General features: G+C 54.6%; 22 protein-coding genes and 1 pseudogene. 16 read left to right on the top strand and 7 right to left on the bottom strand.

Translation table 11 applies throughout. From position 1 onward, the window contains the following. Nucleotides 1-64 precede the first annotated feature (64 nt). Nucleotides 65-421 carry a DUF2200 domain-containing protein gene (locus P398_RS0105250; protein WP_029334315.1) on the top strand — a complete coding sequence of 119 codons (357 nt, stop codon included), beginning with the start codon at nt 65-67 and terminating at the stop codon, nt 419-421. Further along, on the top strand, nt 421-843 hold the full coding sequence (locus P398_RS0105245) for a DUF1801 domain-containing protein (RefSeq protein ID WP_029334314.1): 423 nt from the start codon (nt 421-423) through the stop codon (nt 841-843). The genes P398_RS0105250 and P398_RS0105245 overlap by 1 nt, the downstream gene beginning before the upstream one ends. A gap of 32 nt (nt 844-875) precedes the next feature. Here the strand turns inward: P398_RS0105245 and P398_RS0105240 are convergent, their stop codons facing one another. Then, nucleotides 876-2,570: a methyl-accepting chemotaxis protein gene (locus P398_RS0105240; protein ID WP_235263305.1), complete on the bottom strand. Its 1,695-nt coding sequence runs from the start codon at nt 2,568-2,570 to the stop codon at nt 876-878. Between the two features lie 213 nt (nt 2,571-2,783). Between P398_RS0105240 and P398_RS0105235 the strand changes: the two genes are divergently transcribed. From P398_RS0105235 to P398_RS0105225, 3 genes are all read left to right on the top strand, one after another. Then, nucleotides 2,784-3,425: a TVP38/TMEM64 family protein gene (locus P398_RS0105235; RefSeq protein WP_029334312.1), complete on the top strand. Its 642-nt coding sequence runs from the start codon at nt 2,784-2,786 to the stop codon at nt 3,423-3,425. Nucleotides 3,426-3,531: 106 nt separating this feature from the next. After that, a complete protein-coding gene (locus tag P398_RS0105230; RefSeq protein WP_029334311.1) occupies nt 3,532-4,260 on the top strand; it encodes a polysaccharide deacetylase family protein in 729 nt (242 codons plus the stop codon). Nucleotides 4,261-4,393: 133 nt separating this feature from the next. Next, nucleotides 4,394-5,923 (top strand): methyl-accepting chemotaxis protein, encoded by a 1,530-nt coding sequence (locus P398_RS0105225; RefSeq protein ID WP_029334310.1) that lies wholly within the window; start codon nt 4,394-4,396, stop codon nt 5,921-5,923. Nucleotides 5,924-5,956: 33 nt separating this feature from the next. Here the strand turns inward: P398_RS0105225 and P398_RS0105220 are convergent, their stop codons facing one another. Further along, nucleotides 5,957-6,817, bottom strand: a complete 861-nt coding sequence (locus tag P398_RS0105220; RefSeq protein WP_029334309.1) for an SDR family oxidoreductase — start codon at nt 6,815-6,817, stop codon at nt 5,957-5,959. A 167-nt stretch (nt 6,818-6,984) separates the two neighbouring features. Here P398_RS0105220 and P398_RS0105215 point away from each other — a divergent pair, with 167 nt between their 5' ends. Continuing rightward, a complete protein-coding gene (locus P398_RS0105215; RefSeq protein ID WP_029334308.1) occupies nt 6,985-7,608 on the top strand; it encodes a DedA family protein in 624 nt (207 codons plus the stop codon). A gap of 109 nt (nt 7,609-7,717) precedes the next feature. Here P398_RS0105215 and P398_RS0105210 read toward each other — a convergent pair whose 3' ends face one another. Next, nucleotides 7,718-9,040: a hemolysin family protein gene (locus P398_RS0105210; RefSeq protein WP_029334307.1), complete on the bottom strand. Its 1,323-nt coding sequence runs from the start codon at nt 9,038-9,040 to the stop codon at nt 7,718-7,720. Between the two features lie 199 nt (nt 9,041-9,239). Between P398_RS0105210 and P398_RS0105205 the strand changes: the two genes are divergently transcribed. Further along, entirely contained in the window at nt 9,240-10,172 is a 933-nt protein-coding gene (locus tag P398_RS0105205) for a TerC/Alx family metal homeostasis membrane protein (protein ID WP_029334306.1), read from the top strand. Nucleotides 10,173-10,217: 45 nt separating this feature from the next. Beyond that, on the top strand, nt 10,218-10,391 hold the full coding sequence (locus tag P398_RS16870; RefSeq protein ID WP_160151228.1) for a hypothetical protein: 174 nt from the start codon (nt 10,218-10,220) through the stop codon (nt 10,389-10,391). Between the two features lie 107 nt (nt 10,392-10,498). On the opposite strand, the gene P398_RS0105195 is transcribed toward P398_RS16870, so the two are convergent. Further along, nucleotides 10,499-11,002 (bottom strand): DUF305 domain-containing protein, encoded by a 504-nt coding sequence (locus P398_RS0105195; RefSeq protein WP_029334305.1) that lies wholly within the window; start codon nt 11,000-11,002, stop codon nt 10,499-10,501. 126 nt (nt 11,003-11,128) lie between these two features. Here P398_RS0105195 and P398_RS0105190 point away from each other — a divergent pair, with 126 nt between their 5' ends. From P398_RS0105190 to P398_RS0105180, 3 genes are read left to right on the top strand one after another with little or no spacing between them, the layout of a single operon-like run. After that, on the top strand, nt 11,129-12,643 hold the full coding sequence (locus P398_RS0105190; RefSeq protein ID WP_081828279.1) for a UDP-N-acetylmuramoyl-L-alanyl-D-glutamate--2,6-diaminopimelate ligase: 1,515 nt from the start codon (nt 11,129-11,131) through the stop codon (nt 12,641-12,643). 20 nt (nt 12,644-12,663) lie between these two features. Then, nucleotides 12,664-13,341 carry a response regulator transcription factor gene (locus P398_RS0105185; RefSeq protein ID WP_029334303.1) on the top strand — a complete coding sequence of 226 codons (678 nt, stop codon included), beginning with the start codon at nt 12,664-12,666 and terminating at the stop codon, nt 13,339-13,341. Further along, nucleotides 13,341-14,735 carry a sensor histidine kinase gene (locus P398_RS0105180; RefSeq protein WP_029334302.1) on the top strand — a complete coding sequence of 465 codons (1,395 nt, stop codon included), beginning with the start codon at nt 13,341-13,343 and terminating at the stop codon, nt 14,733-14,735. The genes P398_RS0105185 and P398_RS0105180 overlap by 1 nt, the downstream gene beginning before the upstream one ends. A gap of 25 nt (nt 14,736-14,760) precedes the next feature. Here the strand turns inward: P398_RS0105180 and P398_RS0105175 are convergent, their stop codons facing one another. Genes P398_RS0105175 through P398_RS0105165 form a run of 3 tightly spaced genes read right to left on the bottom strand, consistent with a single transcriptional unit; the run spans nt 14,761 to nt 18,110 of the window. Continuing rightward, a complete protein-coding gene (locus P398_RS0105175) occupies nt 14,761-15,192 on the bottom strand; it encodes a hypothetical protein (RefSeq protein ID WP_147287390.1) in 432 nt (143 codons plus the stop codon). Nucleotides 15,193-15,231: 39 nt separating this feature from the next. After that, complete coding sequence (locus P398_RS0105170) at nt 15,232-16,194, bottom strand: F510_1955 family glycosylhydrolase (protein ID WP_029334300.1); 963 nt, start codon at nt 16,192-16,194, stop codon at nt 15,232-15,234. 59 nt (nt 16,195-16,253) lie between these two features. Then, a complete protein-coding gene (locus tag P398_RS0105165) occupies nt 16,254-18,110 on the bottom strand; it encodes a copper-translocating P-type ATPase (RefSeq protein ID WP_407637228.1) in 1,857 nt (618 codons plus the stop codon). A 282-nt stretch (nt 18,111-18,392) separates the two neighbouring features. On the opposite strand from P398_RS0105165, the gene P398_RS0105160 reads away from it, so the two are divergent. The 5 genes and pseudogenes from P398_RS0105160 (at nt 18,393) to P398_RS0105140 (ending at nt 23,845) form a co-directional block, all read left to right on the top strand. After that, nucleotides 18,393-19,889, top strand: coding sequence for a multicopper oxidase family protein (locus P398_RS0105160; RefSeq protein WP_029334298.1), 1,497 nt, complete (start codon nt 18,393-18,395; stop codon nt 19,887-19,889). A 23-nt stretch (nt 19,890-19,912) separates the two neighbouring features. After that, on the top strand, nt 19,913-20,485 hold the full coding sequence (locus P398_RS0105155) for a YdhK family protein (protein WP_029334297.1): 573 nt from the start codon (nt 19,913-19,915) through the stop codon (nt 20,483-20,485). Between the two features lie 184 nt (nt 20,486-20,669). Then, nucleotides 20,670-21,603: pseudogene (locus tag P398_RS16045) on the top strand (IS30 family transposase). Nucleotides 21,604-21,747: 144 nt separating this feature from the next. Further along, on the top strand, nt 21,748-22,464 hold the full coding sequence (locus P398_RS0105145; protein WP_029334296.1) for a M23 family metallopeptidase: 717 nt from the start codon (nt 21,748-21,750) through the stop codon (nt 22,462-22,464). Between the two features lie 202 nt (nt 22,465-22,666). Beyond that, nucleotides 22,667-23,845, top strand: coding sequence for a sensor histidine kinase (locus P398_RS0105140; RefSeq protein ID WP_081828277.1), 1,179 nt, complete (start codon nt 22,667-22,669; stop codon nt 23,843-23,845). The last annotated feature ends 20 nt before the right edge of the window (nt 23,846-23,865 follow it).

Genomic DNA, 23,865 nt, shown 5'->3' with positions numbered 1-23,865 from the left:
CTTATGTCTCACGTCTTTCAATGTGAGAAAATATAGCTATCACTCCACGAAACGAGGGGATTTCATGGCACACCGCATTTACACGACGAGCTTCGCGAGCGTCTATCCGCTTTACGTCGCGAAAGCAGAACGGAAAGGCCGAACGAAAGAGGAAGTCGACACGATTATCCGTTGGCTGACCGGCTATGACGAGGACGGGCTCGAACGACAACTCGCGTCCGAGGTCGACTTCGACACGTTCTTCGCAACGGCACCGAAGATGAACGAAGACCGCACGCTCATCAAAGGCGTCGTCTGCGGCGTCCGTGTCGAGAACGTCGAGGAACCGCTCATGCGCGAGATCCGTTATCTGGACAAACTCGTCGATGAACTCGCCAAGGGCAAGGCGATGGAGAAGATTTTACGAGGAGGGAAACTCTGATGGACTACACGACACTCGTCGACGACAAACGGCTCGACGCCTTCATCCGCTTGATCGACGTCATCGACGCGAATCTACCCGACGGTTTCGAGAAGACGACCGATGGCAAAGGCGTCCACTACGTCGTCCCGCTGTCGACGTATCCGTCCGGGTATCACGTCACACCGGGCACACCGCTCCCGTTCTTGAGCGTCATCGCCCAGAAGCGGCATGTCGCACTCTATCATATGGGCGTCTATAGTGACTCGGCGCTGCTCCGTTGGTTCGAGGAGGCGTACGCCGCGCAAGTGCCGACGAAGCTCGATATGGGCAAGAGCTGTATCCGGTTCGGCAACGTCAAGCATATCCCGTATGAGCTGATCGGTGAACTCGTCTCGAAGATGACGCCGGCGGAATGGATCCGAGCATATGAGCAACGCTAAGAGGACAGGTCGCACACGACCTGTCCTCTTTGTCATACGTTGAATTTTTTCGTCATCTGGCGCATCTCGTCCGCCATGTTCGATAGTTCTTGGGCCGAGGCCGTGATTTCCTCCATCGACGCCATCTGTTCTTCCGTCGCCGCCGACGCGTTCTCCGTCTCGGTCGCGGTCGTCTCGGTGATGCCTTGGATCTCGTTCACGGACGTCAAAATCTCGGTCGCGCCGGCCGCCATCTCCTGGACGGCACCGGACACTTCTTCGACTTTTTGGCCGACCGCCTCGATTGCCTGCTTGATGTCATCGAACGCGAGGCCCGCCTGTTGGACGTTGACGACACTATGACGCATGTCCCCTTCGACGACGTGCATCGTCGCGACCGCTTGCTTCGTCTCGGTTTGCGTGTCACCGATCAAGGATGCGATCTGCTTCGTCGCGACGGCCGACTCTTCGGCGAGCTTCCGGACTTCCGAGGCGACGACGGCGAAGCCGCGTCCTTGGTCCCCGGCCCGGGCCGCCTCGATGGCCGCGTTCAAGGCGAGCAAGTTCGTCTGTTCGGCGATGCCGGAGATCGTGCCGGTAATCGTCCCGATCTCTTGCGAGCGGACGTCGAGCTGTTCGATCACGTCCTGCAACAGCTTCACTTTCTCATTCATCGCTTCGAGCTGATCTTCGAGCGTGTCGACGAGGTCGTTTCCGGTCCCGACCTTTTGAAGCGCCCCTTCCGATAAGGATGTCATCTGCTGGGCACTGTTCGAGACGTGGTGGATGCCGGTCGTCAGTTCGGTGAGCGTATCGTTCGATTCCTTCACCCGCGTCAATTGACGCATCGATCCGGAGGCGATCTCTTCCATCGTGACGGCGACCATCTCCGTCGCCTTCGTCGTCTCTTCGACGTTGTTCTTCAAATCGTCCGACGACACGGCGACACGGCCCGACGTCTGCGAAACTTGGTGGATCAGCTCGCGCAAGTTGTCTTTCATTTGATTGAACGACTGCGTGAGCGAACCGAGCTCATCCCGTGACGAATACGTGCTCTCGACCGTCAAATCACCGGCACCGGCCCGGCCCATGAGCGCGTTCAGCTCACGGACGGGACGGACGACGAGCCGCGTGATGTACACGCCGAGCCCGATCGAGGCGAGGGCACCGATCGCGACGAGTACCCAAAACGTGAGCACCGACCGGTTTCGGTCATCCTGCATCGCGATGCTCGCCGCCTCGGCTTCTTGATTGATGCCGTCCATGACGGCCGCGGCCGTCTCGACGAGGTTCAACCGGACCGGCCGCAAATCGTCCAAATACATACGGTAGGCCGCTGCATTCTCGTTACGGAGAGCCGGTTGCAAGACGACTTCTGTCCCTTCCAAATAGGCGACAATCTCTTTGTTCAACTTCTCAACTTGTTGCGTCACCGTCTCGTCCGTCGATGAGAACGTGTCGTTGAATAGCGCCAAGTTGTTGCCGATGCTGTTACGGCGATCGGTGATGTTCGCCTGCAGTTCCTTGTTTCGGTCGATGTCGGACGTCAACATCAACTCCAGCAAGTATCCGTCGAGCGCCCGGTTGTCCGTGCGAATCTGACCGAGCACGCGAATTGGCACCAACCGCTCTTCATAAATTTCCTCGCCCGTGTCGGCCATCCGCCCGATGAGCGTGTGGCTGAGCGCGGCGATGACGACGAGCGTCATGATGAAAACGGTGATGAGCACCGCAAATTTCCTAGACATGTTTAAATTTTTCACTATCATCCCTCCCACACGCTTTATCGTGCGAAAGAACGTCATCCTGAAGCGAGATGGCACATACGTTGACCTAAGTTTGCATTTTCATCGACCGATGAACACATCGCGAGCATATTCTGTAAGCTGGCTCACCGTCACTTTACGGAAAAATACGATACGCTTAGAAAAAGAGCAACGGATTGGAAAGGAATGATTCTCATGCCACGTCGGCTCAAACTCAGTCTTCTGCTCATGTTGTTCGGAAGCCTCATCTACCTCACGCACTTCCATTACGAGTTACGTCCGTCCGACGTGCGTGACGTCGTCTTGTCGTTCGGCTGGTGGGGACCGCTCGTGTTCATCCTCATCTACGCGGTCGGCCCGCTCATCTTCTTGCCGACGTCTGTCCTCTCGCTCGGTGCCGGGCTCGCGTTCGGTGTCTGGCCCGGGGTGTTATACATCATCGTCGGCGCGACCGCGGCGGCCGTGACCGGGTACGTCATGGCCCGCTTGTTCGGCCGCTCGGTGCTCAACGTCGACCGTTATCCGTGGTCGGAGAAGCTGTTCACGCAGATGGAACAGCGCGGTTTCCTCTACGTGTTCGTGTTGCGGCTCATCCCGCTCGTCAGTTTCGATTTGCTCAGCTACGCGGCCGGCATCTCAAAAGTCCGCTTCCGATCATTTCTCCTCGCGACCGTGCTCGGGATGATCCCCGGGACGCTCGCCTATAGCTTTTTAGGGGCGAGCCTCGCCTCGGGGAGTGTGACGACAGTCTTCATCGCCGCCCTCGTCTTCGTGAGTCTGATCGGGGTCACCTACTATTTCCGAAAGCCTGTCCAAAAGTGGCTCGGATTAATGTAAATCTGATTTCCTTTTCGTGGAAAGAAGCGATTGAACCGTCTCCCTTCCTTGCCGTACAATCGAGAATGGAAATGAGAATCAATTCGAGTGGGGAGACACGATCACATTGAGAAAATGGCTAGTATCAAGCCTATTGCTTTGTCTATTCGTCAGCTTGGCTTTGCCTGTTTCAGCTACGGAGAAAGCGGTCCGCCATGACGACAAACAGCTCGTCTACATGACGTTTGACGACGGCCCCCGCCCCGAGACGCTGTTGTTGCTCGACGTGCTCAAGAAGCACCAAGTGAAAGCGACATTTTTCATCCTCGGCAAACAGGTCAAAGGCAACGAGGACGTGTTGAAACGGATCGTCGCCGAAGGACACGCGCTCGGTCTGCACAGCATGACCCACGACAAAAAAGCGTTCTACAAGTCACCGAAGTCCGCCGTCACGGAGATGAAGCACGTCCAGCAGCTCATCTTCCAAACGACCGGGGTGAAGACGAACGTCATGCGCGTGCCGTATGGAAGTGTGCCGCATATGACGAAGCGCCACCGCGACGCGATGACAACGGCCGGGTTCCCTATGTGGGACTGGAACGTCGACAGTCTCGATTGGAAACGAAAAGACGACCCGCGCCTGCTTCAGTTCGACACGATTCAAAAGGTGCGCGCCAATCGGGCGAAACAAGTCGCCTCGGTCGTCTTGATGCACGACCAGTCGACGTCCGCGGCCTCACTCGACTATATCCTTCGTCATTTGAAGCGAGAGCAATACGTGTTCACGACGATCACGGACACCACGCCGCCTTATAACTTCTATAACAAATGGAACACGAATACGTCACGAAAATGAGCGAGGGGCCGTGAGCCCCTCGCTTCTTTCGACTTCCCGTCTCATCCAATGTGTAATTTCAATCAACATTCGGGACGTCCGTCCGATAATAAAGTAGCCATATCGAACTAATTTACGAATGTGAGGAATCTGTATGAGTTCAACGAAACGTAATCAATTGATGCTCGTGACGACGCTCGTCATCGTCTTGACGTCCGTCATCGTCCACCTGCTCCACCGTTTCACCGATTTTGCTTACGCCTATACCGTCCTACGGAACGGCACGACCGGTTATCCGTATCCGCTCGCGGCATGGGTGCTGTTCGCGATCCCGGTCGTCTTCTTCATCTGCATGCTGGTGAGCGAACGGAGACACCCCCGCTCGTTCCCGTACTGGATGATGCTGACGCTGACGTTTTCGAGCATCTCGACCGTCGCCGGCGGTCAAGGGCTCGTCGAGTATCACTTCTCGATTTTCGTCGTCTTGGCGATCTTGTCGTTCATGCGCCGCATCGACTTGATCCTATACAGCACCGTCATCTTCGCCGTGCAGCATTTGGCCGGGTACTTCTTGTTCCCCGAGATCATTTGCGGCACGAGCGACTATCCGTTCAGCCTTCTGCTCGTCCACGCCGTGTATTTGATCTTGTTGAGCGCTGTGCTCGTCACGCAGATCCATTTCAGAAATTTGGAGTCTGCCCGCGCGAAAGCGAACGAGGACGAGACGAAACGGCTGCTCGACCAAGCCGTCGCGGACGCGAGCCGTCTCGTGACGTCATTAAAAGAACACGCCGCCGAACTCGAGGCCGCCGCGAGTCAATCGCTCGAGTCTGGTGAACAGATTGCCGTCTCGGTCGACCCGATCGTCGCCCATGCGACCGACCAACAGACGTCGATGACGCACGGGGCGGACGAGATTCAAGCGATCCGTTCCCTGACCGCCCTCATCCAAGAACGGATGGCCCAGACGGCGAACGCCTCGTCACGTATCGCCTCGGACGCGGTCGCGGGTAACCGTGACATGCAGCGCATGGAAGCGAAAGTCGAAGAGATCATCGGCGAATCGACGCGGCTCGATGACGTCGTCACGACGATGTCGAACCGTTCGAGCGAGATTCAAGCCATCTTGCAACACGTCGAGACGATTTCCGAACAGACGAACATGCTCGCCTTGAACGCTTCAATCGAAGCGGCACGTGCTGGGGAAGCCGGACGTGGATTCGCCGTCGTCGCGGCCGAAGTCGGAAAGCTCGCCGTTCAATCTCGCGAGTACGCATCTGAAATGACACGCGTACTCGGCGGATTAATGGAGGATACGACGGTCGTCCGCGACTCGGCGAAGCTATTCAAACATGCGACCGAGAACTGCCAAAGTGTCGCGTCGGACGTCACGGCCGTCTTCACCCGACTGACCGAGGATGTCTCTGAAATCGATGCAAAAATTACGTCCATCCAAGAGACCCGTCAACACGTGACGGCGCAAATGGAAGCACTCGAGACACGGCTCGCCTCGACGAAAGTCGCCGCGAACGAACTCCAGCATCAAATCGAGCACGTCGCGTCAGCCACGGAAGAACAGGTCGCGATTCAAAAAGAACTGAGCCACATGTCGGACCGGCTCGCCTCGACCGCGGGTACGCTCGACGTCGTGACCGGACAGCTCGAACAACGCGCCAACACGTAAAAACAAGCCGCGACTTTGCCGTCGCGGCTTGTTTTATAACGTATCGACCAATTGTTTAAGCGCTTCTTTTAATGGCGTCACCGGCCGGCCGAGTAAAAGTTCGAAATCGTTTGACTCGACCTCGAGCGAGCCGTTGCGGATGCTGTCTTGAATGCCGACGACAATCGGGATGGCCACTTCCGGCACGCCGGCGCCGCGCATCGCACCTTCATACGCCTCGAGGCTCACTTCTTGGAGTTCGACGTCTCGTCCGATGACTTCCCCGAGCGCCTCGACAAGCTCGGCTTGTGTATGGAGCGGGCCCGACAGTTCGAAGATGTCTTGCTCGAAATCGTCTGCTAGGAGCACGTTCGCCGCCGCCTCGGCATAGTCCTGTTGGAGCGCCCAGCCGACTTTCCCGTCACGAGCCGCCGTCACCCACGGGGCACCAGCGAGGACGCCTTGGATGCTTCCGAGTTCGTTCTCTAAGTACCAGTTGTTGCGCAGGAACGCATGCTTGATTCCTGTCCGTTCAATTGCGCCTTCCGTCTCAACGTGCGGCGGTGCCATCAAGTTCTGACTCTGCTGGGCATCCGCGAGACTCGTATAGGCGATGAACTTGACCCCTGCTGCCTCTGCGGCTTCGACTGCGTTCGCATGTTGGCGGATGCGGGTGTCGTTGTCTCCGTCTGCTGAGATGATCAGGAGTCGCTCGACCCCTTTGAGCGCCGCTTCGAGCGTCTCCGGCTTGTCAAAGTCGCCATGACGCACGTCGACACCTTTTTCCTTCAATAGCGACGCTTTCTCTGGGTTGCGGACGCTGACCGCCACTTCACTTGCCGGTACTGATTGAAGTAAGACGTCGACGATCTTTGAACCGAGTTTCCCGGTTGCCCCTGTGACTAAGTATTTCATGTGGTTTCCTCCTTTTTCGTTCACCCGATACTGTTCCCGGACACGTCCATTTCATAACCTGCGGGACGTGTCGGCCGAAAGCTCCATATCAACCTCGAGACGGATGGACGCTCGCCTTACCGTGCCGTAGAGTAGATTGAGACGTCATACATAAGGAGCACTTTAAAGTGGAACAATGGATTCAACAAATCATGGAACAATTCGGCTATCTCGGCGTGCTGTTTCTCATCTTTATCGAGAACGTCTTCCCGCCCATCCCGTCCGAGCTCATTTTAGTGTTCGGCGGCTTTTTGACGACAACGTCGACACTCATGCCCGGCTGGATGATCGCCGTCGCGACCGCAGGCTCCGTCATCGGGGCAATCACGTTATATTGTGTCGGTCTGGTCTTCGACGAAGAACGTCTCGAATCATGGGTCAATCGTTACGGTAAGCGCATCTATTTGAAAGCGGAAGACGTTCGCAAAGCAGACCATTGGTTCGACCGATTCGGACCGAACCTCGTCTTCTTCGGTCGGTTCGTTCCGGTCGTCCGCAGTTTGATTTCAATCCCGGCCGGTATGTCGAACATGCCGTTCCTCAAATTCCTGACGTTGACGACGCTCGGGACGGCTATTTGGAATACGGTCCTCATCTACATCGGGGTCTATGTCGGCGCTAACTGGCAGATGTGGTTGGCACGGGTCGAGTCGTACTCACATGTCATGTACACGATTCTGGCCACCATCGCCCTCGTCCTTGGAACCCTGTTCCTTCGTCTAATTTGGAAACGGCGAAAACTCGAGCGATGATGATTTTGTAAGGCAGGTTCAAGTGAATGGCGTCTTCCAGTAACTCTAAAAAAACAGAAAATAAAAAAGTCTCTCCCGTGTCGGTTCGTCGACATGAGAGAGACTTCTTTTATTGTGTTTCAATGGACGGTTCTAAATCGAGCAGTTGAACCAACACCTGGTCAATCCTTCGTCCGTCCATATCGACGATTTCAAAGCGTAAGCCGTGGGCTTCCATGACATCGCCTTTTTTCGGGAACGTCCCGAGTCCGGTGATGACGAAGCCGGCGAGTGTATGGAACGCCGCCCGTTCCTCCCCTTCGAGTTCACGCGGGAGGCCGAACAGTTGCTTCGCCTCATCGATATTGAGCATCCCGTCCGCGAGATATGAACCATCCTCTCGTTGGACGACAGACGGTTCTTCCTGCTCGACGACGACCTCTCCGATAATCTCTTCTAAAATATCAAACAACGTGACGACACCGAGGAAGCCACCATATTCGTCCAATACGAATGCCATCTCGACACCGCTTTGCTGCATCGACTGTAAGACGAGGCTTCCGGCTTGTTGACGCGGTACGACGAGCGGCTGTCGCACACGTTTCAAAATTTGGGTCTCATGTTTGATCGACGGGAGCGACAACAGCTCACGAATCTCGACGAACCCGATGAATTGGTCCAAGCTCCCCCGGCCGACCGGGAGTTTATTGTGCTGACTCTTGTAAATCGTCTCTTGAATCTCTTCAATCGAATCGTCTAAGTCAATCCATTCCACGGTCGTGCGCGGTTGCATCAATTGATAGACATAGCGGTCGTGGAACGCGAACAAGCGCTCGACTTGTTTCACTTCATCATGGGCGAAATCCCCTTGGGCCATCCCTTCGCTCAATAATTGTTTAATCTCCAATTCTGCTTCTCCGGTCGATTGTTCAGACTTCAATCCGAGCAACTTATACACGACGAGCGTCGACTTCGATAAGACGAAGACGAACGGCTTCATCATCTTGCTGAAGAAATCGAGGGCCGGGATGATCGTCATCGTCACGCGTTCCGGTGTGACGAGGGCGATTCGTTTCGGCACGAGCTCTCCGATGATGAGCGACAAGTACGTGATAATCGTGACGACGATGATGTATCCGAGCGTCGCGGCGATTTCGCGCCCGAGTCCGAGGGCAATCAACTGTTGGGCCAACGGATCTGAGAATCGGGCACCACCGAACGCACCGTTGATGATCCCAATCAACGTAATCCCGACTTGAACGGTCGACAACAGGTCGGTCGGGTCCTTCGCATGACGGAGGGCAATCGCAGCACTGCGGCTCCCGCGAGCGGCAGCCGCTTCGAGCCGACTCGGCTTCGAAGAGATGAGCGCAATCTCCGACATCGCGAATACACCGTTCAACAAAATAAGAAACAAAATAATCGATAAATCAAGCAGCCAGGAAGAATCCAAGGCTTATTCCACCTCTTTCAGTTAAGTTAGTTTCATTTTACAGCGTCACCTTGGTTTTTACAATTTCAAAGTCGTTAGAACTTGAATTTTAAATTACACGACATCCCACATTCATCAAAAAAATGTATTGACTTTAAGTTCTTATGACCTTAAATTAAATAAATAGAAGTTCACACGAACTTAAAAGGAGGAATTGTTGTTGACCCTACTCATTGGGTTTTTACTGCTCGTCGTCGTCATGCTCGCACTTGATTTAGGTGTGTTTCACCGGAAAGCCCACGAGGTGTCGATGCGTGAGGCATGGACGTGGACGTTCGTCTGGATTGGGATCGCCATCGCCTTCGGCGGTTGGTTGTTCTACTCGCAAGGCAGCACGGTCGCGACGGAGTATGCGAGTGTCTACTTCATCGAGAAAGCGCTCGCGATTGACAACGTGTTCGTGTTCTCGCTCGTCTTCGCTTACTTCGCGATTCCGCTCAAGTACCAGCACAAGGTGTTGTTCTGGGGCATCCTCGGCGCGATTTTCTTCCGGGCCGTCTTCATCGTCGCCGGTGTGTCGCTCTTAGAGAACTTTGGTTGGGTCTATTACGTGTTCGGTGCCTTCCTCATCTATACCGGATGGATGATGTATAAGAACATCGGGAAAGAAGAGTCGCTCGAAGAGAACAAGACGCTCCGATGGCTCGAGCGTCGCCTACCGCTCACACAAGATATCTCATCCGGCAAGTTCACGAAACGCATCAACGGAAAGCTGTTCTTCACACCGCTCTTCATCGCGCTCATCTTCATCGAGCTGTCAGATATCGTCTTCGCCGTCGACTCGGTCGCCGCTAGCTTCGCCTATTCGCGTGACCCGTATATTATCTTCTACGCGAACATCATGGCGATTCTCGGACTCCGTAGCCTTTACTTCGTCCTCGCCAACTTGATTGACCGCTTCTACTACTTGAAGCACGGGCTCAGCTTCATGCTCGTCTTCATCGGAACGAAGATGGTGTTCGGTGATGTGTACAAGATGCCGATTTGGATGTCGCTCGGTGCGATTGTCATCGTGATTTTAATTAGTGTCATCTATAGTTTCTACAAAACGAAACCTAACGAGGAAAGCATGCGTAAAAGAGAGACGAGTTAACGTTCAGTTGTAATGATTTCGTCTATGAAGAAAAGGTGGTGCGGCATGTTTGACCAAATTGGTGATTTGAGTATCGGGCTTGTATTCGGCATCGTGTTGACGCTCGTGTCCGGTAGCCTGATTGGGCTTGGCGTCGGTTCCTTGCTTGGTATTGGTTTTGCTGTCGCCCCGAACTTGTCAAAACGCCGTTCGCGAAACGACATACCACAAGCTCGCTAAATAAAGTTCGTCTTTTTCTATGTTTTCTTCGTAAACCACTACTCGAAAAGCCGTCGGTCCAGTCATGACCGACGGCTTTCTGATTGAAATATGATGGACGGGTCCCCTTATTCACTCCTGTCCGTCTTGGCATGCACTTGCATGTCAGTTTTAGCTTGTTCCTCTTCTTTTTCCAACTCTTCAATCAATCGCTTCATCTCGGCAATTTCCCGTTCTTGCGCATGGATGATTTCTTCCGACAGTTGCTTCACGCGCGGGTCTTCAATTTCCGCCCGTTCACTCGTTAAAATGGCAATCGAGTGATGTGGAATCATCGCTTTCATCCAACTGACGTCGTCGACCGTCGTCTGACTCCGGACGAGCCATAGCGACAATCCGAACACGAGTGCGCTCGTCCCTAAGATGATTGTATTCAGCTTCTTGTTTTTGTACATTCCCCACATAAAGAGCAACATGACGAACGCCATGACCGACCCCATAATGAGGGCCATGTAAAGTCGTGTCTGACTGAAAAAGACGTGGCCGAGTTGAAACACGTTCAAATACATGAGCCAATACATGAGGAACGTTGACACGCCGATCATGACCCCAAATTTTACGTATGGATTCATAGTTGTTCAGCCTCCATTCTGTATCGTTATCACTATGTTTCCACTGTTTCTAAAACAAAAACATGAGCCATTCTCACGTTTCTTCGATTTCACTTCTTTTTCACAAACGGCGGCTATACTGTCAAGATGGACTTACTAGAAAAAGGAGAACATCTCGTGCTCAACAATTTGCAACACCTCTTAACAGGACTAAGCCAAACCATCACTTGGACGTATGTGGAACACCCGAATGAGACGTTGATTGAAGGAATCTCGTTCTCCTCGAAAGAAGTGAAAAATAATTATTTATTCGTCTGTATAACCGGACACCGGCATGACGGACACAATTTCATCGATGAGGCCATCGCAAACGGTGCCATCGCCATCATCGCGGAACGACCGATTGATGCGCCTGTCTCCGTCATTTATTGTCGGGACACAAAAATCGCTTTGGCCGAGCTCGCGGCGATGTTTTATGACGACCCTTCGAAGCGTTTACGTTTGCACGGGGTCACGGGGACGAACGGGAAAACGACGACGACCTCGCTCGCGTTTCAACTGTTCACTTCCCTCGGGATGAAGGCCGGGTCGATTGGGACGCTCGGGATCCATTATGCGGGTCAAACTTTTACGACGCCGAACACGACGCCGGACCCGTTAACCGTCAACCGCCATTTAGATGAGATGGTCAAAGCGGGAATCACCGACTGCGTCATGGAAGTCTCTTCTCAGGCGATCGCTGAATCCCGCATCACTGGCCTTTCTTTTCAATCGGCATCTTTCCTGAACTTGACCCATGATCATTTAGATTACCACGGGTCGATGGATTCCTACGCAGAGACGAAAGCCCGCCTGTTCAAACAAGTGACGGCGAACGGCCATGTCTTCCTCAACCGAGACGACCCGTTCCATGAGCGGATGGGAGCAAGGGCACCCCGTCGTGTGAAACGAAGCTATTACAGCCGCCGTGACACGTCCGTTGATTTGTTCGGACAACTCGAGCGTGACCGCTTGTTGCTTCAGACGAAAGGACGGTCCCTCGCCGTCAAGCCCCCGTTCACGGAAACGTATAACCTCGACAACATGCTGTGCGCACTCGGGATCGTGCTCTCCACCGGTGCGTCGCTTGAAGACACCGTACCGCGACTCGCTTCCCTTCGCTTGCCGAGCGGTCGACTCGAGCGGATTGAGGGCATCGCTTCCCTCGCCTATGTCGATTATGGGCACACGCCGGATGCGATCCAAGAAGTCGTCACGGCTTTGACCGAACGTCACGCGCGTGTCCTCGTGCTGCTCAGTGCCGCCGGGGAACGGGACCGCTCAAAGCGCAGCGAGATGACCAAAATCGTCTCGCAATCGGGAGCGGACTATGTATTGTCGGTCCACGACCCGAGAAGGGAGGCACCGCAACAGATTCTTGACGATTTGGCGTCAGGGCGAACCGCTCGCCCGCCGTTATCCGTTCATCCGATCCGGCACGACGCCATCCGGGCGTTCGCCGAACGGCTTCCGGACTATGACTGTGGCGTCATTTTCGGAAAAGGACACGATCGAATCGAGCGTGTCGACGGCGAGCTGATCCCGTGTGACGAACCGGCCCTCGTCCATCGTTTCTATCCACATGAAAGGGAACCGGGGGACGCATCACGAACTGAACGTTGAGGAGAAAAAGGAGGGAATGCATGAAGATACTGATTGTGGATGATGAGATGAAGATGCGCCGCCTGTTGCGGCTCTTCCTCGAAGGCGACGGCTATACGTGTCTCGAGGCGAGCGATGCGACCGAAGCGCTCGAGCTCATCGCCGACCGTCCTGACTTGGTCTTATTGGATATTATGATGCCAGACGTGGACGGCATCACACTCTGTCGTCAACTGAAAAAACGGGACGCAGAGTTGCCCGTCGTCCTGTTGACGGCACGGTCCGATAGCGAGACGACGATTCGCGGCTTAGACGCCGGTGCCGATGACTATGTGACGAAACCGTTCGATGGGAACGTCTTGCTCGCTCGGATTCGCGCCGTGTTACGACGTAGCCGACTCACAAACGTCAGCTATAATCAATTGCGATACGACGAACCGAGCGGCCGCGTGCTTTATAAGGAACAAGAGGTCGTGTTGACCCCGAAAGCGACGGCGATTTTGAAATTGTTCCTCGAGCACCCGAACCGTTTATACAACCGCATGGACTTGTATGACCTCGTCTGGCCGTATTCTTCAGAATCCGACCCCCGGACGGTCGATGCCCACATCCGCATGATTCGGGACAAGCTCGGGGAGGCCGGGTTCCCGATCGACGATTACTTGAAAACCGTGTGGGGACGGGGCTATCGATGGGTCGAGGGGCGGGATGTGCCGTGATGCCTTGGCGAAATAGTCTCCCGTTTCGAATCAGTCTCGTCTTTTTGTTGACGACGTTACTGATCGAAAGCGTCTTGTTCATGCTTTTGTATCACACCTTGCTCGGGGAACGAGTCGTTGAGGAGATCGACCGGCTCGAGTCGCGGGCGGAAAGCCATGCTAACGTATTGGCGATGAGCTTTGATACGGAAACGATTTCGCACGTCGCGGCGATGGAAAGTGAGACCGACACGAAAGTCGCCATCGTCGCACCGGATCATAGGCTGATCGACACATCCAATCGATTCCCCGCCGTCTTGTCGACGTTCATCCGAGATGCTTCGGACCAGTCCGCCTTCGATCAGACGGTCGTGCTCGAGACGGACTGGGAAAACAAGCCGTATCTCGCCGTCCGGACGCCGATCGAGTCGATGGATGAGACGACACGTTACGGCTATGTGTACATGTTCCTTCCGACAGAGATCATCCACGGGATCAGCCATCGTTTGCAGCTCCGTTTCCTCTACATCACCGCCATCGCGCTCATCGTCACGGCCTTGACGTTCATCTTGCTCAGTCGATTGATCTCCAACCCGATTCAACAGCTCCGCCGAGCGACCGAGAACGTGTTGACGCGACCGGGTGAGCTGACCCTTCCCACTTCACGTGTCGATGAGATCGGGGAGCTCGCACGCTCCATCGAATCGATGTCGCTCGAGCTGGCGCATCTAAAAAAAGAGCGGAATCAATTTCTGTCCGATCTCGCCCATGAGATCAAGACACCGCTCACGTATTTGCAAGGGTATGCGGAGATCGCGTCCAAGCCTCAAACGCCCGTCGCTTTGAAGGAACAGTCGATTCAAACGATATTGGAAGAGAGCCAAGCGTTAACCGAGCTCGTCGAGAACGCGTTTCAACTCGCCCAACTCGATGAGAACACGTTCACGCTTCATAAAGACGACATCCTCGTCTCACAACTAGGTGACGACTTGACACGTGTCCTCGCGTCCATGTTTCGTGTCACGCCGATCCTGTTCGACAGCCGACTCTCGATGTTGTCCGATGTATCCCTTCGCATCGACCACAATCGAATCATTCAAGTGTTTCGCGCGCTCGGGCATAACGCCATCGAACATAGCGGTGCGGCGCACGTCACACTTGATGGTGCTTTGATGAAAGACACGATCACGTTCACCCTCCGAGACGACGGCAAGGGCATTCCGGAGGAAGATTTACCGTACATCTTCGAACGTCTGTATCGTGTCGAGAAGTCCCGTTCGAGACGCACGGGCGGGAGCGGACTCGGACTCGCCATCGCGCAGCAGATCATCGAATTGCATGAAGGGTCGCTTGACGTCGCTTCCGACCGTTCAGGGACGACCTTCACGATCACGCTCCCGCTCCTAACAAAATAGCCGTTGCTTGTATCACAAGCAGCGGCTATTTATTATGTTTTGGCCAAATGTCCACCTCGTACGTTCCCCACGTCGGCTCAAGGCGCTCTAACGCGGCATACATGATTCTCGGCCCATACAAGGGAACGAGCACCAGCTTTTCTGATGAATAGTTGACGAGAACAGCCTCGTCCAAAGTGGAAGAGATGAGGATGAACTGCCGGACGTGATGAATCCGTCTCGCGATGTGGCGTTCGAGCTGATGGACGACTTCGAAGAATTCGACGTCGGAATAATGGTGCCCGATGCGTTCGTTGAATCCCTCGAAAATCAAATCATCATCTCGAACGAGACACGTTGCCATCCGGACGACTACATGGGCGAACGACTGTACGTTCATCCCGCCAAGCTCGAGGTCATAGATTTCGATCCGTCGTTCCGCTTTCACCTCGGCACCTCTCTTTCCAACTGGTTTCACATTCTTTTCCCCTCAACATGTGAAAGAGTTGTGAAAGCGTCACTTCGCTGCACCTGTTTGAAGGAGTGTCGACCAACTCCCCTCTTCATACAAATAGACGCTATTGTCAGAAGTTGCGAGTAAGAGACGTCCCTCGTCAATGGCGAGCTCAATCGGCACCGCGTCCGCTTCTAGATCCGGCAACGGCAGCACCGTCTCATCTTCGTCCTGACGTAAGACGAGTTCATAATCGGACGCTTCTCGCACATAGGCGAGCGTCGTGTCGTCCGTCGTGGCGAGGAGGATGTGCTCGCCTGAGATCAACGTGTCGAACGTATCGCCCCCATCGTCCGAGACGAGCATCCCGTTCGGGCCGTACACGTGCACGCGCAGCGGCTCTCTCGCGTCGGCGAGGAGACCGGCGATGCCGTGCCGTTCCGTCCCTTCCATCTTCATCGGTTCAAACGTCTCACCTTTGTCGAGCGAACGGTAAAAGCCTGGTCGCAACTCATTTGTCGGCTCTTCGAGATAGACGTATAAACTTTCTGACCTGTAACCCACGCTCATATGGTGAAAATCCGCCTCCCCTTCTAGCGAACGGACTTCGAGCGTTTCGCCTCGGTCGGTGCCGCGGACGACACCGAGCGGATTTTTAAATGCGGATTGACGTTCGGGGTGACCGCTCGCATAAAAACCATCCTCGACAAGCTCAAAACCCATATAATCGTGACGGTTCGACATCAATTCGTACCAGCCATCTTCCCGATACTCCATCAGTCCGTGGTGCGTCGCAACGACCGGACGGGCATCGTCCTGCCAAAACCCGGTCCCATGGATGTGGGTGATGGCCGCGTCGGTCTCGACTCGTTTCCAATTGTCGACTTCGACTTGTTGTGACTTTTGTTCCGTCTCGGCCACAGGCGCTTCCGATTCAGTCGCCGTTTCATTCGGTGGCGTGTCCGGTCCACAAGCGGTCAAAAATACGGTCGCCAACAGAGTTGGCAAAATCAACTTTTTCTTCATTTGTTCTTCCTCCATCTTCAGCATCGTTTTCAGTTTAACGTCTAAAAATGAAAGAATTGTTAAATCCGAAGCGTTCTTGCATTGAGCGCCACGATGATTGTACTAAGGCTCATGAACACCGCACCGATGGCCGGTGACAAGAGGATGCCGAGCGGTGCCAGCACACCCGCCGCGAGCGGAATGGCGACGATGTTGTAGCCGGCGGCCCACCACAAGTTTTGAATCATCTTGTTGTACGTGTTGCGAGACAAGTCGAGAATTGACAACACGTCTTTCGGGTTGCTCCGGACGAGTACGATATCGGCCGTCTCGACGGCGACGTCGGTCCCGCTTCCGATGGCAATCCCGACGTCCGCTTGGGCCAACGCCGGCGCATCATTGATGCCGTCCCCGACCATCGCCACTTTGCTGCCGTCGGCTTGGACGGTTTGGACTTGCCGTGATTTATCGTCCGGCAACACTTCGGCATACACTTCCTCGATGTGAAGTTGCGACGCGACCCAATCAGCCACTTTCCGGTTGTCCCCCGTCAGCATGATCGGGCGGACGCCCCGGGCTTTCAACGCACGGACCGTCTCCTTCGCCTCATCCCGAACCATGTCTGCTAAGGCAATCATACCGACCAAGTCCCCGTCTCGAAGCGTGAAGACGACGGTCTTGCCGGCGGCGGACAATCGATCGAACGCCGCTTCATCGATTGATAGCTCGCGCTCCCGAATATAGCGGGGACTGACGACTTGAACGCGTCCCCCGTCCACACGACCTTCCAGCCCGACGCCCGTGATCGAGGCGAAATCGACAACATCAGGCAACTTCAACTCACGTGCCTCCGCTTCCCGAAGAATTCCTCGTGCGAGCGGATGTTGAGAGGCCGTCTCGACCGCGGCGGTCAGACGTAATACTTCATCTTCTGTATACGTGGATGTGGCTTCAATGTCCGTCACCCCGAAGTCGCCTTGCGTCAACGTGCCCGTCTTATCGAAAATGACCGCATCGAGATGACGTGCCTCCTCGAATTGGGTCCGATTCCGAATCAACAGCCCGCGTTTCGCCGACAAGGCCGTCGAGACCGCCACGACGAGCGGAGACGCAAGGCCGAGTGCGTGCGGACAAGAGATGACCATAACGGTGACCATTCGCTCGACGGCCATACTGACCGGATAACCGAGGGCAATCCAAATGACGAACGTTAGCACACCCGCCCCGACAGCGACATAGAACAAGAGCTTGGCAGCCCGGTTGGCCAAGTTTTGCGTTTTCGATTTGGATTCCTGAGCCTCTTTGACCAAATCGATGACTTTTGCCAAATATGTGCTCTCTCCCGTGCTCGTCGTCGAAATCGTCATACTGCCTTCTTGGTTGAGCGATCCTGCGATGACGATGTCGCCCGTCTCTTTTTCGACCGGCATCGATTCACCAGTCAACATCGACTCATCGACCGTTGTCCGCCCTTTCAGCAGTTCACCGTCTACAGGAATCTGTTCACCCGGCTTGACGAGAATCAAATCTCCGCTAGCGAGCGCCGTGACGGGAACGTCTTCGATGTCGTTCCCGTTGATTCGATGCGCCACGCTCGGTAATAGACGTACGAGCTGTTGCAACGCGTTCGATGCGCCCATGATTGAGCGCATCTCAATCCAATGCCCGAGCAACATGATAACAATCAACGTCGCCAACTCCCAAAAGAAGTCATGTCCATGCCCATACCCGAACACAATGGCGACACTATAAAAGTAGGCGACGCTGATGGCGAGACCGATCAGCAACATCATCCCCGGATTTCGTTCACGCAACTCGTCAATGCTCCCTTTCAAAAACGGCCACCCTCCATAGACGTACACAATCGTCGCCAACACGAATAGCGTCTCCTTTTCATAAGGAAACGTCAGTTCGAAACCGGCCCATGCTTGAATCATGTCCGACAAGATGAGAATCGGGATCGTCAACCCGAACGAGACAAAAAATCGACGCTTATACGCTTCAATCATCCCTTCATGTCCGCCGGCTTGCGCGTCATGCGTTTCTCCGTGTTCATGATGAGATGATGCGTGATGGGAATGTTCCACGTTACCACCTCCTATGTATACCTCATACCCCTATTTGGTATATCGAAACTTACTTTTCTCTTTAACAAAAATTTCATAACTTGTTGGTATAACTAACTAGGCTGGTACTTTTGGATGAAAGGACGATGCCTTATGAACCGCTCGATAACATGGATCATCGGGGCGGGTCTCGTGCTTAGTATCGTGGTTGGACTGCTCCTCCTTTTGTTCACGTTCACGCCGGGACGTTGGATGATGGGAAACGATTCATTCATGGGAAATCAAGACGACGTTGGTATGATGCACGGAGGGATGGGACGAGGGAACACGATCGACCTCACCGCCTCTAGCGAACCGACCAAACCACTACCGATTCCGGAACGGCTTCAGCCCGACCGCGTCACGGACGATGCGCTCTATTACACGGTCCGGACCGAACTCGGGGAACATCGATTCTTCGACGAAGGTGTCAGAACCGAGACGCTTGGCTATAACGGGAACGTGCTCGGCCCAATGATTGAATTGCCGGCAGGAAAGACCGTCTATATCAACACGATCAATCAGCTCGACGAGGCGACCTCTTTCCATTGGCACGGCCTCGTCATACCTGGGGAAGAAGACGGTGGGCCTCATCAACTCATTGCATCAGGTGAAGAGAAACAAGTTCGTCTCGATATCGACCAAGAACCGGCTACGCTCTGGTTCCATCCGCATCCTATGGGTGCGACAGCCGAACAAGTATATCTTGGCTTGGCCGGTCTCCTTTATGTGACCAGTGAGATGCCGACAGGACTGCCGAACACGTACGGTATCGATGACATCCCGCTCATCGTCCAAGATCGGCTCTTCACCGCCGACGGGGAACTCGACTACGATGGCCAAATGAATATCGATGGTACGCTCGGAGACACGATCATCGCGAACGGGGCAATCAATACGACGTTCGACGTGACAACGGAGACGTTACGCGTTCGCCTCGTCAATGGCTCCAATGCACGGAATCTCGACTTTTCTCTATCGAACGGGGAACCGTTCATCCAGATTGCAACAGACGGCGGACGGCTCGACAAACCAGTTTCACTCGAGACGTTGACGCTCACGCCTAGCGAACGGGCCGAAATTTTAATCGACTTCTCTGGGCAATCACTTCAGGACAAAATCGACCTTCAAGCGAACGGTGTTGCGTTCACCTCATTTACGTTACGCGAACGCAACAAACAAGACGAAGATGGGTTCGAGCACCCTACAGAAGAATATACTTCGAACGATTCGAGTGGAGCCGACCGGCGGCTCACGTTATTCGGGATGGGAAACATGGTGACGATTGATGGGAAACGGTTCGATCCTGATCGCATCGATATTAACGTCGAACAAGGCTCGACCGAAGTGTGGGAAATTTATAACCGTGAAGACATGATGGGCGGTATGACCCACCCGTTCCATATTCACGGCGTCCAGTTCCGAATTCTCGAGCGGGACGGGAACCCGCCTCCTGAGAACGAAAGAGGTTGGAAAGATACGGTCGCGGTGGCACCAGGCGAGATGGTCAAAATCGAGATGACGTTCCAAGAAAAAGGAACGTTTATGTACCACTGCCACATCCTCGAACATGAGGAAAACGGAATGATGGGTCAGTTACAAGTCAACTGACCCCCTAAAATGGAGGAATAACGATGAATTTAAGTAAGAAACTTGCGACGATAACGATGGCACTCTCACTCAGCGGTTTACTCGCCGCTTGCGGTGAAGACGACACAACGAATAGCAACACGAACATGAATGACCAGATGGAAGAGACGATGGACCATGGAAATATGGACATGTCCGGTTCCCGTGAATTGCCGACAGGTCTTCAAGAAGCCGAGAACCCGACGTTCAATGTCGGAGATCAAGCTGTCATTACCGAAGCCCATATGCCAGGAATGGAAGGGGCCGAGGCGACCATCGTCGGTGCCTACGACACGGTCGTCTATAGCATCTCGTACGACCCGATGCATGGGGGCGAACGAGTGCGTGACCATAAGTGGATCATTCACGAAGAGATCGTCGACGCAAAAGCCGGCGCTTACGAGCCAGGCGACGAAGTGACGGTCGATGCCGAGCACATGAGCGGCATGGGTGGTGCGACCGCAACGATCGACTCTGCTGAGGAGACGACGGTTTACATGGTCGATTTCGAGCTCGACAATGGTGAACGAGTCACGAACCATAAATGGGTGACCGAAGACGAACTGTCCGCGAACTAAAGAAGTCAGACCGACCATATGAAGCGACTATAACGAACTTGTCCAGTCCGGACAGGTTCGTTTTTCTATGTGATGAATTATAAAATTAAGTGCAACACCTGAACGTGAACGCAAAAAAAGCCCATAGCGACGGCCTCGTGTAGAATGAAGTCACCACAACACACATTCACACGGAGGAATCGACATGAGCTATACCCATCTTACCACAGCGGAACGCGTGAAAATAGAGACCTACCTGGAGCTCGGGATGTCCGTACGGTCCATCGCGAGACGGCTCGGGCGACAGCCCTCGACCGTCTCGCGGGAGATCAGAAGGAACCCCGGCTACACGGCCGAACGCGCACAGGAGCGCTACGCCAATGCGAAGCGAAACTGCGGCGCCAAGACGAAGCTCGACGACATGATGCGCCGGACGATCATCGAGAAGCTGCGGGCGACCTGGTCCCCGGAACAGATCGTGGGTCGTCTCTTCGACGGGAAAATCGCCTTCTCGACCATCTATCGTTGGATCTATTCGGGGTTGATCGACGTACCGGTGACCGTGCTCCGGCAGAAGGGCAAGCGCCAGAAACCGATAGAGACACGTGGTCGATTCAACATCGGTCTGTCCATCGCCAAACGTCCGAGAGAGGTGCGCACACGCGAGACATTCGGCCACTGGGAGCTCGATCCGGTCGTCTCCGGGCGGGAAGTCGAGGGCGTGCGTCGCGACGTTCATCGAGCGAAAGAGCCGGTTCTACCTCGCCCTGCCGATCGCGGACCGCAGCGCGGCCTCGATGGAGGAGGCGATCCACACGGTCCACGCGGCCTTCCCAGCGGGCACGTTCAAGACGGCGACGACGGACCGGGGCAAGGAGTTCAGCTGTCACGAGCGCGTCCGGGCGACACTCGGCGTGCCGATGTATTTCGCCGACCCGTACTCGTCGTGGCAGCGCGGCAGCAACGAGAACGCCAACGGCCTCCTGCGCGAGTTCTTCCCGAAAGGATCGGACTTCGCGACGGTCGGCCAGGGAGAGATCGTGGACGCGCTCGCCAAGATCAACGGGCGGCCGAGGAAATGTCTCGGCTGGAAGACCGCACACGAGGCCTTCGCGGAGGAAGTGTTGCGCTTAATTTGACAAACCGTCATGTTTTAAAATGGCAATATATTTTTTTGAAATATAAATGAAATATAAAAATATATTTTTGGTGATAAAATTTAAATTATCAGGTTCATTATGTCGCATATACTAATCTTTCACACCGAAGGGATTTCCATAAAAATGAAAAAGAAATTAATGACAATTTTATTAAGTGCGTTGCTCACCATCGGTCTCATCACCCCGGCCCCGACGCCGGTCGAAGCGTCGACGTATTACAAAGCTGAAGTGACAGTAAACAGTTTGAACGTCCGGTCCGGCCCTGGTACGACGTACGCAATCGTCGGCAGCGTCAAGCTCGGCCAGACGTTTTCGGCGCAACAGACGACGGGTTCATGGACGAAAATCAATTTCAACGGCACGTCCCGCTACGTCTCGAGCGCATTCATTAAACCTTATGCGAGTACGACGCTCCAAACGACATCGAGGACGAAGCTCCTCATGCCGACGAAAGGCACGTTGACGCAAAAGTATGGTCCGGCGAGCGGCGTTTACGGCTACACGTTCCATAACGGCATCGACCTCGCGGCAGCGAAAGGCACGCCGGTCATCGCCGCGTCTGGCGGACAAGTCATCGTCGCCCGCAACGCCGGCGCCTACGGGAACCACATCATGATCACGCATCAATTGAACGGACAGTCGTACACGACCGTCTACGCCCACCTCGACCGCTTGAACGTCGTCCAGGGACAGACCGTCTTACGAGGCGCGAATATCGGCACGGTCGGCAACACCGGCAACTCGTTCGGCAGCCATCTTCATTTCGAAGTACATAAGTCGCCGTACGTCTACAGCAGCAGCGCACCGGCGAGCAGTCTCAACCCTTATAACTTCTTTTGACACCTCACCTCCATCCCTCACCGGGTGGAGGTTTTTTGTCCGATTTGTCCCGGTTTGTACCCGAATTTGATTGGTACTTTATTGTGACTATTGGTTTTCGCGGCATTGACGTATAATGGGAATCAAAAGATAACGACTTGCTAGAGGATCATTCCTCTTTACTTATGTGATACGTGTAACAAGAGTGAAAGGAGGTTCGCCTATGGAACGAAAACAGTTCTATCCATCGCGCCGCCACCATCACCGGAACGGAGGGAAACGTCCCCTTCCCGCCAAACGGACCCGGTCGCCGCACAGCTTCCCGATCGCATCGATCGTCAAGGAAGCGCAAGATGCCATCTGTTATATCGACTTCACCCGCAACCACCTCTATTCGAACGATGAGCTGCGCGCGATGTGCCCGGCGATGGTCACCCGCCGCTTCGAGGACACGACCGCGCTCACCGAATTCTTTTTCGCTCGCTTTAAAGAGAACGGGGCCGACCTTAACGCCGTGGCACCGCTTTGGCAAGAAATGCTCGACAACCGCTTTGTTTGTTGCCCGCGGATGGACTCCCGTCAACTCCACCTTGGGGAACGGGTGATCCAACTCATCTTCAACTTCACGCACACCCCGCGCGGCGTCTTCATCATGTGGCGCGACGAGACGGAAATGATCCAATTCGAGGAACAAAAAGACGCGTTCCTCGCCGAGCTGTCCCACGACTTCCGGACACCGCTCACCGCCATCACCGGTTACACCGAACTGCTCATGCATCGCCACAAGGATGACGAGAAGACACACGCCATGCTGACGCTCGTGAAACAGGAGGCGGACCGGCTCGAGCGACTCGTCGACAACTTCCTCGACTATCAGCGCGTCACGTATTCCGAGGACTTGCTCGCACGGGAACCGGTCGCATTGAAACCACTCCTCGAGGAAGTGGTGGCGAGTTATGACACGACGTCTTCTGATCACCATGTGACGTTAGCGGCACCGGACGGCCTTGTCATCGAGGCCGATCAAGAAAAGCTGTTGCAGCTCGTCCACAACTTGGTCGGCAACGCCATCAAGTACTCGCCGGAAGGCGGCACCGTCACGGTCGACGTGACGGACGAGAACGGGACGCTCGTCTTGTCCGTCAAAGACTCAGGCATCGGCATCCCCAAGGAGGCGTTGCCGTACATCTTTGACGAGTATTACCGCGTCGACTCCGACGCCCACCGCCCGATCAAAGGGACCGGTCTCGGCCTGCGCATCTGTAAACGGATCGCCGAGGCGCACGGTTGGGGCATCCATGCCGATTCCGTCTACGGGGAAGGCACGACGTTTTGCATCTACCTCTACTCCCCGACCGCCACGAGCACGACGCGGCTCGGTGAACACGAAGAAAGGGTTTGACCGTCACGGTCAAACCCTTT

It is taken from the genome of Exiguobacterium aurantiacum DSM 6208 (assembly GCF_000702585.1).
Classification (GTDB): Bacteria; Bacillota; Bacilli; order Exiguobacteriales; family Exiguobacteriaceae; genus Exiguobacterium; species Exiguobacterium aurantiacum.
The sequence above is the reverse complement of the archived record's forward strand: the minus strand, read 5'-3'. Positions and strand labels throughout refer to the sequence as shown.

Coding starts and splice junctions, on each gene's coding strand:
- P398_RS0105155 (WP_029334297.1), top strand. CDS start 19,913: ATGAATTTAAGTAAGAAACTTGCGACGATAACGATGGCACTCTCACTC.
- P398_RS0105145 (WP_029334296.1), top strand. CDS start 21,748: ATGAAAAAGAAATTAATGACAATTTTATTAAGTGCGTTGCTCACCATC.
- P398_RS0105235 (WP_029334312.1), top strand. CDS start 2,784: ATGCCACGTCGGCTCAAACTCAGTCTTCTGCTCATGTTGTTCGGAAGC.
- P398_RS0105160 (WP_029334298.1), top strand. CDS start 18,393: ATGAACCGCTCGATAACATGGATCATCGGGGCGGGTCTCGTGCTTAGT.
- P398_RS0105170 (WP_029334300.1), bottom strand. CDS start 16,194: ATGAAGAAAAAGTTGATTTTGCCAACTCTGTTGGCGACCGTATTTTTG.
- P398_RS0105190 (WP_081828279.1), top strand. CDS start 11,129: ATGGACTTACTAGAAAAAGGAGAACATCTCGTGCTCAACAATTTGCAA.
- P398_RS0105165 (WP_407637228.1), bottom strand. CDS start 18,110: ATGATTCAAGCATGGGCCGGTTTCGAACTGACGTTTCCTTATGAAAAG.
- P398_RS0105245 (WP_029334314.1), top strand. CDS start 421: ATGGACTACACGACACTCGTCGACGACAAACGGCTCGACGCCTTCATC.
- P398_RS0105240 (WP_235263305.1), bottom strand. CDS start 2,570: ATGTCTAGGAAATTTGCGGTGCTCATCACCGTTTTCATCATGACGCTC.
- P398_RS0105250 (WP_029334315.1), top strand. CDS start 65: ATGGCACACCGCATTTACACGACGAGCTTCGCGAGCGTCTATCCGCTT.
- P398_RS0105185 (WP_029334303.1), top strand. CDS start 12,664: ATGAAGATACTGATTGTGGATGATGAGATGAAGATGCGCCGCCTGTTG.
- P398_RS0105225 (WP_029334310.1), top strand. CDS start 4,394: ATGAGTTCAACGAAACGTAATCAATTGATGCTCGTGACGACGCTCGTC.
- P398_RS16870 (WP_160151228.1), top strand. CDS start 10,218: ATGTTTGACCAAATTGGTGATTTGAGTATCGGGCTTGTATTCGGCATC.
- P398_RS0105140 (WP_081828277.1), top strand. CDS start 22,667: ATGGAACGAAAACAGTTCTATCCATCGCGCCGCCACCATCACCGGAAC.
- P398_RS0105220 (WP_029334309.1), bottom strand. CDS start 6,817: ATGAAATACTTAGTCACAGGGGCAACCGGGAAACTCGGTTCAAAGATC.
- P398_RS0105180 (WP_029334302.1), top strand. CDS start 13,341: ATGCCTTGGCGAAATAGTCTCCCGTTTCGAATCAGTCTCGTCTTTTTG.
- P398_RS0105195 (WP_029334305.1), bottom strand. CDS start 11,002: ATGAATCCATACGTAAAATTTGGGGTCATGATCGGCGTGTCAACGTTC.